This window comes from Saccharothrix stipae (assembly GCF_054781895.1).
In genome coordinates this window covers 504,074-518,435 of sequence record NZ_BAAGTN010000001.1, presented here as the reverse complement: position 1 = coordinate 518,435, position 14,362 = coordinate 504,074, and the positions used below count along the sequence as shown (strand labels likewise).

Below are 14,362 nucleotides of genomic sequence, written 5' to 3'. Positions count from 1 at the left end.
CCGCGGGCGATCGATGTGGAATTGCCCGAAACCGGGGGCTTCGCCGTCGCGTCTCACCGGCCGTGGAAACCTCGCCGCCCGCAAGACGTCCGAACGCGATGAGCCGTGCCGTGACGGGCATGGGCGCGATCGCCGCACCAGCGCTCGTCCTGGTCGCCCTCGCCCTGGTCGCCGGCTGCTCGACCGCCGTGGAGGGCTCCGGTTCGGGCGACGCGGCCGGGCCCGCGACCACGTCCGCCGAGGCGGAGCCGACCGCCGAGCCGACCCTGGCGCCGACCCCGGAGCCGACGCCCGTGCCGTTGCCGACGATCGACGAGGGCGCGCCGGCCGAGTACTGCGACGACCCGTTCCCCGGCGCCCTGGGCAAACCGATGCTCGCCGTCGTCGTCGAGACCCCGTCCGGCCGGCTTACCTGCGACCAAGCCGCCGCGGTCCTGTTCGACTACTACGCCCAGCGCCGCGACCCGTCCCCGGGACGGCCGCCGGTGGTGATCGGCGACATGACGTGCAACCAGGTGCCCGAGCCGGCCCTGCCGCAGGTCGTGTGCGCGGACGAGGACAACCTCGTCTACTCGATGTGGCCGCAGACCTGAGTCGACGTGGACGCGGGCTTCGCCAAGCCCCTGGCGGTCACCGCCGCGTGATCAGTGGGACCCGGTCGCCGCCGGCTCGTTCGGGGTCGTGAGCCGAAGCCGGTCGGCGGCCTCGGCGACGATGTCCACCACGCCGTCGGAGACCTTCGCGTCCTCGAAGTCGACCCGGAGGCCGGAGAACTCCGCACCCAGGAAGTCGACTCGGCCGCCGGACAGCGTCGCGTACGCGAAGGTGACTTCTCCGTCGGAGAGCTTGGCGTCCGTGAAGTCGACGTACCCGCCGGAGACCGTCGCGGTCATGAAGTTGACGTCGCCGCCGGACACCGTCGCGTCCGCGAGGACGATCTCGCCGCCGGAGATCTCCGCGCCCGCGAAGTGGACGAAACCGCCGGAGATCGTCATGCCGCCGAGGTCGACCCGGCCGCCGGACATCGTCACGTGCCCGAAGTCGATCTCGCCGCCGGAGATGGTCGAGTCCCCGAAGTCCACTTCACCGGTGGAGATCGTCGAACCTCCGAAGCCGATGTACCCGCCGGAGATCGCCGCGCCCCTGAAGTCGACCCCTCCGCCGGAGATCGTCACGTCGGTGAGGTCGAGGTGCCCGCCGGAGATCGTCACGTCCCGGAAGACCAGGTCCGTGCCCGGTCCGACGTCGATCCCCCCGAGGTTCCCGCCGTCGAACGTGGCGCCGGTGAAGTCGAGGGTGCGCCCGTTCCACGCCACCGGCGCGTCGGGGCGCAGGTGTGCGGCGATCACCCGGATGACGGTGTGGCGGACCTGTCGTTCCTCGCGCGGGTCCTCCGGCGGCGCGGCGGCGGGTGGTGCCGGGGTGCGGAGGGAGGTGGGGCGTGGTCTGCGCAGCCCGAGTCCCCGGTTGCCCGGTGGCGGGGGTGGCGGGGACGTGGCGGGAGGGTCGTAGGGCATGCGCAGGTAGGCGCACAGGACGTCGATGCAGGTCTGCCGGTGGTCGTCCCAGTCGTCGGCGAGGGCGGCCATGGCGTGGATCCCGGCGAGGCGGACCGCGGCCTGCGGTGAGCCGATGAGTTCGGAAGCCTTGGTGAAGCGTTCGGTGAAGGCCTTGGTGTCCTCGCGGCGTTCGGCGGCCTCGCCGAGTCGTTGTTTGCGGTAGGCGACGGTCAGGGCGATGACCCCGCCGATGCCGCCCACGACGGTCAGCGCGATCTTGAGACCGTCGAACTTGTCCTGGGTGGTCGCGGGTCCGGCGTTCGGCGGGCGCAGGGCGGGTTGTCCCAGCAGCAGCCACAGCACCCAGGCCGTCGACGCGGCCACGGTGACGCCCAGGAGCAGCCACAGCGCGATGTGGCCGGCGAACGGCAGCCGCAGCGTCGGTCCGCGTCGCGGCGGCCTGCGTCGGGCGACGGCGGCTCGGGCGCGCATCGGCTGCCCTCCTTCGGATCGGTGGCTGCCGACGTGATCGTGCCCTACGCCGTCAACGCCGTGTCCGGACGAGGTGGTGCTCGACGAGTTCACCGGTCACGACCCGCGAAGGGACGACCTTCGCCGGGCAGCGGCACCGCTCGAAGCCGGACCGGGACGTCCGAGCCGCGGCGCCGGCGGGTGTGGCGGCACCCGCCGGTCCGATCACGGCCTCACGGCGTCGCGGTCGAGCAGGTCGTGGTCGGTGTGGTGGTGGTCGGCTGCGTCGGTGTGCTGATCGGCGGGCCCGCCGACGCCAGGCGGGTGCCCGAGCAGTACTGCGACTCGACGGCGCCGTCGTCGGAGCTGCCGTGGGCGAAGATCAGGTACTCGGTGCCCACGGTGAGCCTGATGCCGCACGCCGCGCCGCTGGTCGAGGTGAGGATGTCGACCCTGCGCGGGACGTCGCCCTTGTACTCCGTACCGGACTTCACCCGGTAGCGGTACTGGTCGTCGTACGAGATGTCCGGGTTGTTGCCTTCCAGCGTCTCGCTGAGGACCACGCCGACGAACACGTGGTCCGCCCGCAAGTAGGCCGCCGCCTCGCCCTGGCCTGAGCCCGGGTAGCAGCTGCACGCGGTGGCCGAGCCGACGAACGCGGCGGTCAGCAGGCCGGCGACCATCACGGCCGCGGCGGTGACATGCACGAGTAAACGTGGACGCGCCAAAGCAATCCCCCTCGTGGGCGTGGACGCGGCGGCGCACCGTCCAGGCTACTCGCGGCCGGGGCAGGACCGTCTGCCTCGACGGCTCAGCGCCGTCTCGCGCGCCAGGCGCGGGCGGCCGTCAGCACGGGGAAGACGGCGGTGACGGCGGAGCCGAGGACGATCAGGATCACCGACGGCAGGGTCACCCCGGCGATGACGACCAGCAGGCCGGTCAGGTAGGTGGAGACCAACGCCGCCGCGTACGCCACGCGCCGCGAGGTGCGGATCCACGAGCGCTTGCGACCAAGTCGGGCGACGAAGCGGGGGTCGTCATCGGCCAGTTGCTGCTCGATCTCCGCCAGCGCGCGTTCTTCGTGGTCCTGCAGGGCCATCTCGGTGCTCGCTTTCGCTCCCGTGGTTGCGCGGTCTCGCCCCCGAGCGTGACCGAGTCGTCGCCAAAACGCTACCTGTTCGGAGTCCTTGGGCAAGGGATGAGAACGGTAGGGCCCGGCCGAGGGGCGGGCTGGGTGTCGGCGGCGGGTTGCTTGCACACGTCGGTGAGCAGGCCTGGCGCACGGGGGTAGGGCTGCGGCGGGCCGACCGCTGCGCGGGCTCCGACGGCAAGCTGGTCGAGTCGCGGCCCGGGCAGGTGGCGACGCGGCGAGTCCGCAATTCATCGGAATGGTCACCCGACCGGACAATTCACCTCACCCCATCAGGGCGTTGGCCCCCGGTTTGTGGCCGAGTACGGTCGGGTATCGGGGATGGCCACCTCCACTGCCAAGCAAATCGCGGCACGACCGCGAAATCGGATCGGGTGTGAGGTGGTCTCCATGGTGTTGGACGTGCTCGACCTGCTCAAGCAAGGGCTGCCGGAGAGTTCCGCGCCACGGCGGCGAATCGTCGTGGTCGGCGCCGGAATGGCCGGGTTGACCGCGGCGATGCTGTTGAAGGAAGCCGGCCACGAGGTGACGATCCTCGAAGGCCAGAACCGGTTGGGCGGGCGGATCCTGACCCACCGCGATTTCGCCGGCGACATGTACGGCGAATTCGGCGCGATGCGGTTCCCGCAGCAGCACCCCTTGGTCTCGTGGCTGATCGACGAGAAGTTCAAGCTCGCCACCAGGCCGTTCCCCATGTACGACGAGGACACGTTCGTCTACCTGCAGGGCAAGGGCGTCCGGCGGCGCGACTTCAGCGCCGACCAGTTCAGCTTCGACCTGCTGCCCGAGGAGAAGGACCGGGCGCCGCACGACCTGCTGCGGCACACCGTGCAACCGCTGGTCGACATCATGGAGCAGGAGGACGAGGACAAGGCGTGGCACCGGCTGCTCACCGACTACGACCGGTACACGCTGCTCGGCTACCTGAAGGAACGGGGCCTGAGCGACGGCGCGCTGGCCATGCTCGGACCGCTGTTCAACCTGGAGGGCCGCTACCACTTCTCGCTGGTCGAGTGGTTCTCGCACTTCTACGAGGACGTCTTCGGCCACCTGAACTACATCGTGGACGGTGCGGACTCGCTGCCCCGGGCGTTCGAGCCGATGCTCATGGACGACATCCGGTTCGGCGCCCTGGTGCACGGCGTCGACCAGGACGACAGCGGGGTGCGGGTGCACTACCGCGCCGGGCGCCGGGCGCAGACGGTCACGGCGGACGAGTGCATCGTGACGGTGCCGTTCGCCAGCCTGCGGCACATGGAGATCCAAGGGCTCGACCCGGACAAGTGGTACGCCATCCGCAACACCTACTACGGCCGCGCGCACAAGCTGTTCATGCAGTTCAGCGAGCGGTGGTGGGAGACCTCCTACGGCATCACGCACGGCCTCACCGTGACCGACCTGGCGATCCGCAACATCGTCTACCCGCCCGCCGGGCAGGACACCCGGTTCCGCAAGGGCGTGATGATCGCGTCGTACTGCTGGGAGCAGGACAGCATGCCGTACACGCCGCTGGCCGGTGACGAGAGCGTGATGCAGGCGCTGGAGGACCTGGTCAAGATCCACCCGGAGGCCAGGGACACCTTCGAGTTCGGCGTCTACAAGGACTGGGCGCTCGACTGGTTCGCGTGCGGCATCGGGCCGCTGTTCCGGGCGTTCGAGATGAGCGAGACGTTCTACGAGGACGTGATCCGGCCGGTGAACCGGGTCTGGTTCGCCAACGACGCGTGCGACCGCAGGCACCGGCGGTGGGTCGAGGGCGCGCTCAAGGCGGCGGTGAAGAACGCCTTCGCGATCCACGAGGGGTTGCGCGACGAGATGCCCTGGAAGGACTGACCCTCAGCGGAGCGTGGCGGACGCCAGCGGCACCGGTGTCGGCTGACCGGGCCACGTGCCGGTCAGCGTGGCACCGGTGAGCGTGGCACCGGTGTCGAGGCGCCGCCGGACCGCCAACTCGACGGTGTCGGTCACGACGAGCGTCGGGTCGCCCTCGACCACGCGCTCGATCGCGCCCACCACGGGCACGTCCGCGCCCCCGGTGGCGCCGCCGACCACGGTCATGTCGGGCTCGCGGCGCTCCTGGCCGCCCTCGACGTCCACGAACTCCTCGGCCTGACCGGTGTTCCCGAGGACCACGCTCGCCAGCACCGCCGCGTACACCGGGTCACCGGTCGCGTCGTAGACCCAGCGCTTGCCCAGCACCGAGTGCTCCGTGGTGCCCACCAGCCACTCCTCGCCACCGGCCAGGGGCGCGTCGCGGTAGGTGAGCGGGATCTGGAGCACCGCCCCGTCGCCGACCCGGACCACCAGCGTCTCGATCCCGACCGCGCCCGCGGGGTCGTCGAAGCGGTAGCCCGCCACCCGCGTCACCTCGTCGGCCGGACCGACGTGCCAGTCGCGGTCGGGCAGCCAGGCGGCGAGCAGTTCGAGCTTGGTGGGTCGCACGGTGGCGCGGTGGATCAGAGCCATGCGCCCATCGTAGTCGGGTGATCGTTTCCGGCAGACCGGTCGAGGTGACTAGCGCGTCACGTGGTCGGCGTCGCGCAGGGCGTCGGCGACGCGGTCCGGCGACCAACCCAGCTCGGCGGCGAGCCGGTCCGCGGCCTGCGGGGTCACCGCGCGGACCAGCGCGGCCAGCACGGTCACCACGTCGCCGGAGACCGTGGTCGGGCCGCCGGACATGTCCTCGCTCAGCCGGTCGAAGAACCGCCGCATGTGGTCCAACCGGGCCCCGGCGGGCGTGCTCGCGTCCAGCACCTCGACGCCGCGCTGGGCCGTGTCCGCGAGCATCGCGTTGGTCCGGGCGCTGGTCAGCCACGTCCGCAGCCACATGTCGTCGTCGATGAGGTACCGCTCCCGCCGGGCGTCGCGCTCCCGGCGGAGCAGTTCGAGCCCTTCGAGGTAGCCGACGGCCTTGGACACCGACGCCGGGCTGACCCGCAACCGGCGGACCAGGTCGGTGACGGTCAGCGCGCCGGAGTGGGTCGTGACCAGGCTCGCCAGCACGCGGGCCGCCATGCGCGGCAGGCCCGTCCGCTCCATCAGCGCGGCGAACTCCTCGGCGAACGCCAGCACCGCCCCCGGATCGCGGCCGTCCGACCCGACGGCGACCGGTGGCTCGTGCGGCGTGGCCGTCGGACGTCGGCGGGCGCGCCGCCACGCGGCCCGGTGGGCGCGTTCGGCGCGGTAGTCGCGCGGGCCGCCGTTGCGCCCCACCTCGCGGGTGACGGTCGACGTCGGCCTGCCCAACCGCCGCGCGATCTCGGCGTACCCGAGGCCGTCGGTCAGACCCGTCGCGATGTCGCGGCGCTCCTCGTCGGTCAGCCTGCCACCCGGCACCCGCCCAGTGTGCGTTCACCGGCAGCACAGTGCAACGACAGCGGCGAAATCATTGCTTTCAACGGCAGCATCGTTGCAACGATTTCGTTCGTTCGGCCTGCTGAAAGGTCGCTTCCGGGGCGGAATTGATTGCTGGTCCGAGAAACGCAACGTAGCTTTCACGCCCTCCTGAAGGTCAACCAAGAGAGAGGGGGAGCGATGACGAGCGATCAAGTCGTGCTCGACGTCGACGGTCTGCGCATGCGCTACGGCACCGTCGACGTCCTGCACGACGTCACCTTCCACGCCCGCCACGGCGAGGTGCTGGCCCTGCTCGGCCCCAACGGCGCGGGCAAGACCACGACCATCGAGATCCTGGAGGGCTTCCGGATGCGGTCGGCGGGCCGCGTGTCGGTGCTCGGCGTCGACCCGGCGCACGCCGACGAACGGTGGCGCGCACGCGTGGGCGTCGTCCTGCAGTCCTGGCGCGACCACGGCAAGTGGCGGGTCCGCGAGCTGCTGGCGCACCTGGGCACCTACTACTCCTGCTACGCCACCGAGCAGGTCGACCGACCGTGGGACCCGGACGACCTGGTCGAGGCGGTCGGCCTGACCGCGCAGGCGGGCAATCCGGTCCGGACGCTGTCCGGCGGGCAGCGTCGCCGGCTGGACGTCGCGGTGGGCATCGTCGGCCGTCCCGAGGTGCTGTTCCTGGACGAGCCGACCACCGGGTTCGACCCGGTCGCCCGGCGCGAGTTCCACGAACTCGTGCGCGGGCTGGCCGACCGGGACTCGACCACCATCCTGCTCACCACGCACGACCTGGACGAAGCCGAGAAGCTGGCCGACCGGATCGTCATCCTCGACGGCGGCCGGATCGTCGCCGACGGCACGGCCGAGGAACTGGCGCACCGGATCGCGGGCGAGGACGAGGTCCGCTGGACCCACGCCGGGCAGCAGCACGTGCGGTCGGTCCGGGAGTCCACCAGGTTCGTGCACGACCTGTTCCGCCGCCACGGCGACGACATCACCGACCTGGAGGTCCGCCGGGCCTCGCTGGAGGACACCTACCTGTCGCTGGTGCGCCGGGTCGAGGCACGAGGAGCGGCCCGATGAGCCCGACCACCACCGCGTTGCGGGCCGGCTGGCAGCGCGGCGTGATCGAGTTGCGGCAGTCCCTGACCAACGGCGCCGACCTGTGGAACCACGCGTTCTGGCCCGTGCTGATGCTCGTGGTCACGTTCTTCCTGCGTGACGTGTCGTTCGGGCGGACCGGGTTCTCCGTCGGCGCGCTCGCGCTGCCCGGCATCCTGGGCATGAACGCCGCGATGGCCATGGTCACCATGAGCCAACTGCTCACCGCCGAACGCGAGGACGGCACGTTGCTGCGCGCGAAGGCCACCCCGAACGGGATGCTGGGCTACCTGGTCGGCAAGATCGTCCAGGTGTCCGGCGGCCTGGTCGTCGACCTGGCCATCTTCCTGGTCCCCGGCGTGTTCCTGGTCTCCGGCCTGGTGACGGGCAGCCCGGACGCCTGGCTGACCCTGGCCTGGGTGCTGGCGCTCGGGATGCTGGCCGCCCTGCCGATCGGCGCGGTGCTCGGCTCGGTGTTCTCCAGCGCCCGCGGCCAGGGGCTGCTCATCCTGCCGATCCTGGCCATGATCGCGATCTCCGGCGTCTTCTACCCCATCACGTCCCTGCCCGACTGGGTGCAGTGGGTCGCCCAGGTCTTCCCGGTCTACTGGCTCGGCCTCGGCATGCGCTCGGCGTTGCTGCCCGACGCCGCCGCGGCCGTGGAGATAGGGGAGTCGTGGCGGCACCTGGAGACCGTCGGCGTGCTCACCGCGTGGGCGGTGCTCGGCCTGGTCCTGGCGCCCGTCGTGCTGCGCCGGGTGGCCCGCCGGGAGTCCGGGTCGAGCGTGGCGCGGCGCCGGGAGAAGTCACTCCAGCGGATCGGGTAGGCGACCGAGCGCAACGAAAGGGGGCTTCCGCGCGACCAATCAGATGAGTGCCCGTTCCACGTGCCCCGACCGGAGGGCGTGACCATGACCATCTTCGTCAGCTACACCCGGGCCGACGAATCCCTGGTGCGCGCCCTTCGGGACGACCTCGGCCGGATGGGGCACCAGGTCTGGCTCGACCACGAGATCCACGGCGGCGAGCTGTGGTGGCGCGAGATCATCCGGACCATCCAGGCCGCGCGCGTGTTCGTGTTCGCGTTGTCGCAGGCCTCCTGGAAGTCGGTGCCCTGCCACGCGGAGTTCGACTACGCGCAGCAGCTCGGCGTGCCCGTGCTCCCGGTGCAGGTCGGCCCGCTGGACAACCTCCGCATCCCGATCATGGAACGGCAGCTGGTCGACTACCGGGAGCGCAGCGCCGACGCGATCGTGTCGCTGGCGGGCGCGCTGACCGAGCTGACCGCCCGGCCGCGCGTGCTGCCCAACCCGCTCCCACCGCCGCCGAAGGTGCCGTTCGAGTACCTCTACCGGATCGCCGAGCTCCTCGGCCCCCAGCCGATCGCGCCGGACCGGCAGGAGATCATCATCGGGCAGCTGCGGCGGCACCTGAGGACGGAGCGGGACGAGATCGCCCGTGCCGACATCGTCACGTTGCTGCGCGAGTTCCGCGAGCGGGGCGAGATCACCAACATGAACACGCGGGAGATCGACGAGATCCTGGCGGGCATGGAGCCGGGCGAGGGTGAAGGGCTGCCCGAGGGCGTCACCTGGCTCTCGGCCGCCGACCACTGGCAGCAGCACCCGGTGGTGATAGGCCCGCCGCCGGTGCCCGAGCAGGTCCCGCCGACCGCCGAGTCCAGCCCGGCGGGTGCGGCGGGCTCGGGCGGCACAACGGCGACGGGTTCGGGCTGGCGGAGGGACGTCATCACCGCGGCAGGGCAGCCGACCACCGAACAGCCGACGCCCGCACCGTCCACTCCGAAACCGTCCACTCCACAACCATCCACGGCGGAACCGCCCACGGCACAACCATCCGTGCCGCAACCGTCGGCGCCGCACCCTTCCGCTCCGGAACCGCCCACCCCCGGGCCGTCCGCTCCGGCGTCCGGTCGGCAGTGGTGGCAGGGCACGGAGCAGGAGCCGCCGGCGCCGCAGCCGTCCGCCGGCGAGCCGTCGCCCGCCACGGCCAAGTCGTCCGCGCCCCACCCGTCCGCGCCCCTGCCGCCCGCGCCGGAACCGCCCGCACCTCAGCCACCGTCATCGTCGGACGGTCGTTCGTTGGCGTTCGTCGGGGCGGTCCTCGGCGCGACCGGCATCCCGTTCGTGCTGCTGGCATTGACCGGCGCGACCGGATCCGCCCCGATCGCCGTCCTGGCGGGGTTGGCGGTCGTCGCCGGCCTGGTCCTCGGTGTGGTGGCCGTCAGGCGGCACGAGCCCCGGTCCCGCCAAGCCGTCGTGATCGCGTCGGTCGGACTGGTCGGCGTGCTGCTCGCGCTGCTGGTCTCCTGAACCTTCCGCCGTCACGACCACTAGTAGGCGATGTTCCAGGCGGTCCCGTCGAACGTCGCGGTCGCCGTGGTCACGCCGGCGGGGAAGTTCAGCGGGGTCTGCGTGTCGATGCCCATGGTGCTCATGAGCTGGCCCGCGGTGAACGTGCCGGTGCCGATGCACAACTGGGGCGTGTAGCCGTAGCTCTGCTCACTGCCGGGTTGGGCGGGCGCGACGAAGGTGCCGAAGCCGCTGATGCCGACGCCCACGTTGCCCGCGTTCGCCGGCACGCTCGAGTCCTGGACGACCAGGAGCGTCCCGGGCGGTCCGGGGCGCGGATCGGTGAGGGCCAGTTCCCCGTCCACCAGGGCCAGGGTGATCTGGTTGGACTCGTCCGGCACCGCGTCGACGACCTGGAGCGGCTCGTAGTCCTGCCCCGGTCCGAACTGGCCGAGCCCGCCGCGCACGAAGTTCAGGCCGTACTTCCAGGTGACGGCGTTCGTGTCGCCGGGCGGTAGCTGGAACGACTGCCACACCACGATGGAACCCTGCGACCCGGCCTTCGCGGCGGGGAAGATCATGGTGTTCGCCTGGGAGCCGGACCCGTTGACCACGGTCAGCGCGAAGACGACGCCGATCGGGGGTGCGACTGCGGCATCCTGTTCCGCTGTGGACATTGAAGGGCCTCCTGTCCTGCTGTGCGGGCCGGCTGCGTCGGTCCTGGATCCCACGCTAATCCCGGGTCGACCGAGCGGGAACGGCCCTCACTCGATAGTGACGACGCGAGGGTGCAACACCTGACTGCGGGTCTACGAGGGCGATCCGGCGTTCGACATCGCGGCGTGGCGCGGGTTTCGGCGCTGGCGCGGCACGAAGTCGAGGGGCCTGCGCCGACGTCGGTGCGTGAACGCGGCGTGGGCGAACGCGCTCAGCAGGCTCGCCGCGGCGAGCGCGATGCCCACGGGCAGGCCCGGTGGGACCCAGGTGAGGTGCACCTCGCCCGCCTCGACGTCGGCCGGTACGTGGACGACCAGCAGTCCGGCCGGCCCCTGGCTGGTCCTGAGGTGCACGCCGTCGAGCTCGGCGCGGTAGCCGGGCCACGCCAGCCGGGCGAACACCAGGGTGCCGGTCTCTCCGCGCGCCTTGGTGAACCGGACGTGCTCGTGCCGGTCGTCCGGTGACACGTCCCGGTCGACGTCGACCGTCGCGTGCGTCAGCCTGCCCTCGGGCCACTCGACCGGGCCGATGCGCCGCAGCACGAGCCGGGTGTCCGTGCGGTCCGTCAGCGCCCACCCCGCAGGAGCGGTGACCTCGGGCAGCACGCCCCGTTGCACGACGATGGTCTCCAGGCCCATCAGGTCGGCGGGCGTGCGGCCGTCGACGTCGGTCGGCGTGAAGATCCGGCGCAGGCTGTCCGGGCAGGTCGAGCCGGCGAAGTCCATGCACGTCGCGTCGGCGAAGGCGCGCAACGACATGCCGGTGTACGAGCCGACCGACGCGGTGCCGGCGACCAACCCGACGTTGCCGGGGTCGACCGAGCCGACCGGGAACGTGGTTCCGCCGCCGTGGGCCGCGGCCCGCAAGGCGGCGACGGACCGGGGGAACACGTGGTCCGCCACGTCCCGGTTCGCCGGGAACCACGAGGTCTGCAACGACAACGTCGCGGCCACACCGAGGACCAGCACCACGCTGACGCCGCGGCCCGCACGGGCGCGGAACACCACCAGCGCGGTGCCCGCCGCCAGCAGGCCCAGCGACACCAGGTGCCGCTGCCACTGCCACGTCCCGGCCGCGAAGGTGAGGTACGCGGACAGCACGAGCACACCCGCCGTCACCAGCACGCGCCGCCGAAGGTGGTCGACCCGCAGCCCCGCCGTGAGCAGCACCGCGAACAGCACCCCGACGGCCAGGAACAGGACCTGCACGTGGCGCAGCGGGAAGCGGAACATCCAGGCGTTCGACGGGCCCAGCGCCAGCAGCAGGTACACCAGGCCGACCGCGAACACGCCGACCAGCCCGCGCCACCGCCCGCGCAGCAGGTCCCACCGCAACCACGGCAGCAGCGGCACCACGAACCAGGCGAAGTACACGCCGGGCACGGTCAGGCGCAGAGGGTCGCTGAACGTGCGGATCAACGGGAGGTGGCTCGGCACGCTCAGGTGCAGGAGGTCCGACAGCCTCGGCATGAGCAGCCCGTTGCTGGCGAACCCCTGGCCCGCCCGGATGGTCACCGCCGAGGTGCCCAGCAGCGGCAGGTACACCAGCGGCACGAGCAGTCCGACCAGCACCCCGACCACGAGCAGGCGCACCAGCACCGTCCGGTCGCGGCGCAACCACGCCTCGACCACCAGCGCGAACAGCACCACGCACACGCCCAGCACGCCGTACGGGTTGCCCGACGTCACCGCGAGCGCGCCGAACAGGAACGGCCACAGTGGACTGCCGCCGGCGTCCAGCCGCTTGGCCGCCCACCACGTGAGCACCACCCACGTGAACGCCATGAGCCCCGACGCCCACGACGAGGCGTCGTAGTAGAGCGTGAAACCGCAGAACGGCAACGCGATCGCCACCACCGCCGCCGGTCCGCGCCCCGCGCCGTAGCCCCGGCACAGCAGGTACGTGCCCAGCGCCAGCAGCGCCAGGAACTCGCTCTTCACCACGAGCCCGGCGAGCGCGAGGTCGTCGAACCGCGACACCAGCACGTAGTTGGCCAGGTTGACCGGGTTCCAGATGCCGAACAACGCCTCGGCGGCGATGTTGCCGCCCATCCAGTTGTCCACTTCGAGCAGCGGCCACCGCCCGCTGGTCAACCGGCCGCCCAAGTGGTGCCACATGGGCAGGAACTGCGCCGCGCTGTCGTCCCACGCGTAGAACAGCCGGTTGCGCAGGAACGGGACCTGGGCGAGCAGCAGCACGGTGGCGACGACGCCGACGGCCACCGGCAGACCGGACGGCGGCCTGCGGACGAGTGCGGGCATGTCGGTGACCTTCAATGCCGGACGGGTGGTGGGGCGGGCGCCGGACGTCCGACGAGGACGAGTTGCGCCACGAGGAACGTGCACGGGATCGCCGCCGCCGACGCGAGCAGCGGCGCGACCCGCTGGTCCACGTCGAGACCGGAGACCAGCAGGTAGAGCCCGCCGGTGCTCACCACGAGGTTCGTCGCGTTGGACAGCGGGAAGAGCAGGAACGTCCGCAGCGCGGGCCGGGTGCGGAAGGTGAAGTGGCAGTTGAGGAAGTAGGAGCCGACCATCGCCAGTCCGAAGGCGACCAGGTGCGCCGCTAGGTACGGCGTCAAGGTGCGCAGCGCCAGGTAGAGGCCGTAGTAGACAGCGGTGTTGAGCACCCCGACGAGCCCGAACCGGACCAGGCGGCGGAGGCGACCGGTCACCGGGCGGTCCACTCGGCGAAAGGCTCGACCGCGACCTCGTACCCGGGCTCGTGGGCGCGCGCGACCCCGCCCGGCCGCTCGACCGCGCCGGACTGCTCCACCCCGCCGGACTCCTTGACCAGGAAGTGCGGGCGGCGCTTCGTCTCGGCGTAGATGCGGCCGACGTACTCGCCGATCACCCCGAGGAACAGCAGTTGCAGACCACCGAGGCCGAGGATGCCGCACATCACCGTGACGTAGCCCGGCACGTCGACCCCGTGCCGCACCGCGTGCGCGACGACCCACCAGCCGTAGCCGAACGCCACCGTGGTGACCAGGGCACCCAGGTAGATCCCCAGCCGCAACGGCCGGGAGTTGAACGAGAGGACGCCGTCGATGCCGTAGTTGAGCAGCTTGCGCACGCTCCACCTGCTGTCGCCCTGCGCGCGCTCGACGTTGTCGTAGTCGATCACGACCGTGTCGAAGCCGATCCAGGCGAACAACCCCTTCGAGAACCGGTTGTACTCGCCCAACGACAGCAACGCCCGCACCGCGCGTTTGCTGAGCAGGCGGAAGTCGCCCGCGCCGTTGTGCAGCGTCACGTCGACCACCTTGTTGACCAGCCGGTAGTAGAGCGTGGACGCGAGCCTGCGCATCGGCCGTTCCCCACGCCTGCTGCGGCGGGCCACGACCTGGTCGTAGCCCTGGGCCGCCAGGGCGACCATCCTCGCCAGCAGTTCGGGCGGGTGCTGGAGGTCGGCGTCCATGATCGCGGTCACGTCGCCGTCGGCGTGCCGCAGCCCTGCCAGCATCGAGGCTTCCTTGCCGAAGTTGCGGCTCAGCGCCAGGTACTTGAACCTGGGGTCGCGTGCCGCGATGCGGCGCAGCACCCCGAGCGTCCCGTCCACGCTGCCGTCGTCCACGAGGAGGACCTCGAAGTCCTCGCTCACGGTGGGCAGCACCCGCGCCAGGACCGCGTACAAGTCCTCCAGCCCGCGCTCTTCGTTGAAGCACGGCACGACCACGGAAATGCGCACGGGTCCTCATCAGGAGGGGCAACGGCGGGGACGACGGCGACTATGGCACGGCGGGCCGGCCGAACCCCGCTCCG

14 protein-coding genes are annotated in these 14,362 nt (G+C 71.6%); 5 read left to right on the top strand and 9 right to left on the bottom strand.

What is annotated here, in order from left to right; genetic code table 11:
- Nucleotides 1-98: 98 nt before the first annotated feature.
- On the top strand, nt 99-593 hold the full coding sequence (locus ACYVLT_RS02270; RefSeq protein ID WP_461118370.1) for a hypothetical protein: 495 nt from the start codon (nt 99-101) through the stop codon (nt 591-593).
- Between the two features lie 51 nt (nt 594-644).
- Here the strand turns inward: ACYVLT_RS02270 and ACYVLT_RS02265 are convergent, their stop codons facing one another.
- The 3 genes from ACYVLT_RS02265 to ACYVLT_RS02255 all read right to left on the bottom strand — a co-directional run bounded on the left by ACYVLT_RS02265 (nt 645) and on the right by ACYVLT_RS02255 (nt 3,069).
- Nucleotides 645-1,991: a hypothetical protein gene (locus ACYVLT_RS02265; protein ID WP_461118369.1), complete on the bottom strand. Its 1,347-nt coding sequence runs from the start codon at nt 1,989-1,991 to the stop codon at nt 645-647.
- Nucleotides 1,992-2,203: 212 nt separating this feature from the next.
- Nucleotides 2,204-2,677 carry a hypothetical protein gene (locus ACYVLT_RS02260; protein ID WP_461118368.1) on the bottom strand — a complete coding sequence of 158 codons (474 nt, stop codon included), beginning with the start codon at nt 2,675-2,677 and terminating at the stop codon, nt 2,204-2,206.
- A 104-nt stretch (nt 2,678-2,781) separates the two neighbouring features.
- Entirely contained in the window at nt 2,782-3,069 is a 288-nt protein-coding gene (locus ACYVLT_RS02255; RefSeq protein WP_461118367.1) for a DUF3040 domain-containing protein, read from the bottom strand.
- A gap of 441 nt (nt 3,070-3,510) precedes the next feature.
- On the opposite strand from ACYVLT_RS02255, the gene ACYVLT_RS02250 reads away from it, so the two are divergent.
- Nucleotides 3,511-4,953 (top strand): flavin monoamine oxidase family protein, encoded by a 1,443-nt coding sequence (locus tag ACYVLT_RS02250; protein WP_461118366.1) that lies wholly within the window; start codon nt 3,511-3,513, stop codon nt 4,951-4,953.
- A gap of 3 nt (nt 4,954-4,956) precedes the next feature.
- On the opposite strand, the gene ACYVLT_RS02245 is transcribed toward ACYVLT_RS02250, so the two are convergent.
- Nucleotides 4,957-5,586 carry a CG0192-related protein gene (locus tag ACYVLT_RS02245; RefSeq protein WP_461118365.1) on the bottom strand — a complete coding sequence of 210 codons (630 nt, stop codon included), beginning with the start codon at nt 5,584-5,586 and terminating at the stop codon, nt 4,957-4,959.
- A gap of 48 nt (nt 5,587-5,634) precedes the next feature.
- Nucleotides 5,635-6,456, bottom strand: coding sequence for a GbsR/MarR family transcriptional regulator (locus tag ACYVLT_RS02240; RefSeq protein ID WP_461118364.1), 822 nt, complete (start codon nt 6,454-6,456; stop codon nt 5,635-5,637).
- Between the two features lie 198 nt (nt 6,457-6,654).
- On the opposite strand from ACYVLT_RS02240, the gene ACYVLT_RS02235 reads away from it, so the two are divergent.
- The 3 genes from ACYVLT_RS02235 to ACYVLT_RS02225 all read left to right on the top strand — a co-directional run bounded on the left by ACYVLT_RS02235 (nt 6,655) and on the right by ACYVLT_RS02225 (nt 9,902).
- Entirely contained in the window at nt 6,655-7,551 is an 897-nt protein-coding gene (locus ACYVLT_RS02235; protein WP_461118363.1) for an ABC transporter ATP-binding protein, read from the top strand.
- Complete coding sequence (locus ACYVLT_RS02230; protein WP_461118362.1) at nt 7,548-8,396, top strand: ABC transporter permease; 849 nt, start codon at nt 7,548-7,550, stop codon at nt 8,394-8,396. The genes ACYVLT_RS02235 and ACYVLT_RS02230 overlap by 4 nt, the downstream gene beginning before the upstream one ends.
- A gap of 84 nt (nt 8,397-8,480) precedes the next feature.
- Nucleotides 8,481-9,902 (top strand): toll/interleukin-1 receptor domain-containing protein, encoded by a 1,422-nt coding sequence (locus tag ACYVLT_RS02225; protein WP_461118361.1) that lies wholly within the window; start codon nt 8,481-8,483, stop codon nt 9,900-9,902.
- A gap of 20 nt (nt 9,903-9,922) precedes the next feature.
- On the opposite strand, the gene ACYVLT_RS02220 is transcribed toward ACYVLT_RS02225, so the two are convergent.
- The 4 genes from ACYVLT_RS02220 to ACYVLT_RS02205 form a co-directional block, all read right to left on the bottom strand.
- Entirely contained in the window at nt 9,923-10,558 is a 636-nt protein-coding gene (locus ACYVLT_RS02220; RefSeq protein WP_461118360.1) for a hypothetical protein, read from the bottom strand.
- A gap of 132 nt (nt 10,559-10,690) precedes the next feature.
- On the bottom strand, nt 10,691-12,859 hold the full coding sequence (locus ACYVLT_RS02215; RefSeq protein ID WP_461118359.1) for a hypothetical protein: 2,169 nt from the start codon (nt 12,857-12,859) through the stop codon (nt 10,691-10,693).
- Between the two features lie 11 nt (nt 12,860-12,870).
- Nucleotides 12,871-13,272, bottom strand: a complete 402-nt coding sequence (locus ACYVLT_RS02210; RefSeq protein WP_461118358.1) for a GtrA family protein — start codon at nt 13,270-13,272, stop codon at nt 12,871-12,873.
- Nucleotides 13,269-14,288 (bottom strand): glycosyltransferase family 2 protein, encoded by a 1,020-nt coding sequence (locus ACYVLT_RS02205; protein WP_461118357.1) that lies wholly within the window; start codon nt 14,286-14,288, stop codon nt 13,269-13,271. The genes ACYVLT_RS02210 and ACYVLT_RS02205 overlap by 4 nt, the downstream gene beginning before the upstream one ends.
- Nucleotides 14,289-14,362: the final 74 nt, after the last annotated feature.

Coding starts and splice junctions, on each gene's coding strand:
- ACYVLT_RS02225 (WP_461118361.1), top strand. CDS start 8,481: ATGACCATCTTCGTCAGCTACACCCGGGCCGACGAATCCCTGGTGCGC.
- ACYVLT_RS02220 (WP_461118360.1), bottom strand. CDS start 10,558: ATGTCCACAGCGGAACAGGATGCCGCAGTCGCACCCCCGATCGGCGTC.
- ACYVLT_RS02265 (WP_461118369.1), bottom strand. CDS start 1,991: ATGCGCGCCCGAGCCGCCGTCGCCCGACGCAGGCCGCCGCGACGCGGA.
- ACYVLT_RS02270 (WP_461118370.1), top strand. CDS start 99: ATGAGCCGTGCCGTGACGGGCATGGGCGCGATCGCCGCACCAGCGCTC.
- ACYVLT_RS02215 (WP_461118359.1), bottom strand. CDS start 12,859: ATGCCCGCACTCGTCCGCAGGCCGCCGTCCGGTCTGCCGGTGGCCGTC.
- ACYVLT_RS02250 (WP_461118366.1), top strand. CDS start 3,511: ATGGTGTTGGACGTGCTCGACCTGCTCAAGCAAGGGCTGCCGGAGAGT.
- ACYVLT_RS02235 (WP_461118363.1), top strand. CDS start 6,655: ATGACGAGCGATCAAGTCGTGCTCGACGTCGACGGTCTGCGCATGCGC.
- ACYVLT_RS02245 (WP_461118365.1), bottom strand. CDS start 5,586: ATGGCTCTGATCCACCGCGCCACCGTGCGACCCACCAAGCTCGAACTG.
- ACYVLT_RS02230 (WP_461118362.1), top strand. CDS start 7,548: ATGAGCCCGACCACCACCGCGTTGCGGGCCGGCTGGCAGCGCGGCGTG.
- ACYVLT_RS02255 (WP_461118367.1), bottom strand. CDS start 3,069: ATGGCCCTGCAGGACCACGAAGAACGCGCGCTGGCGGAGATCGAGCAG.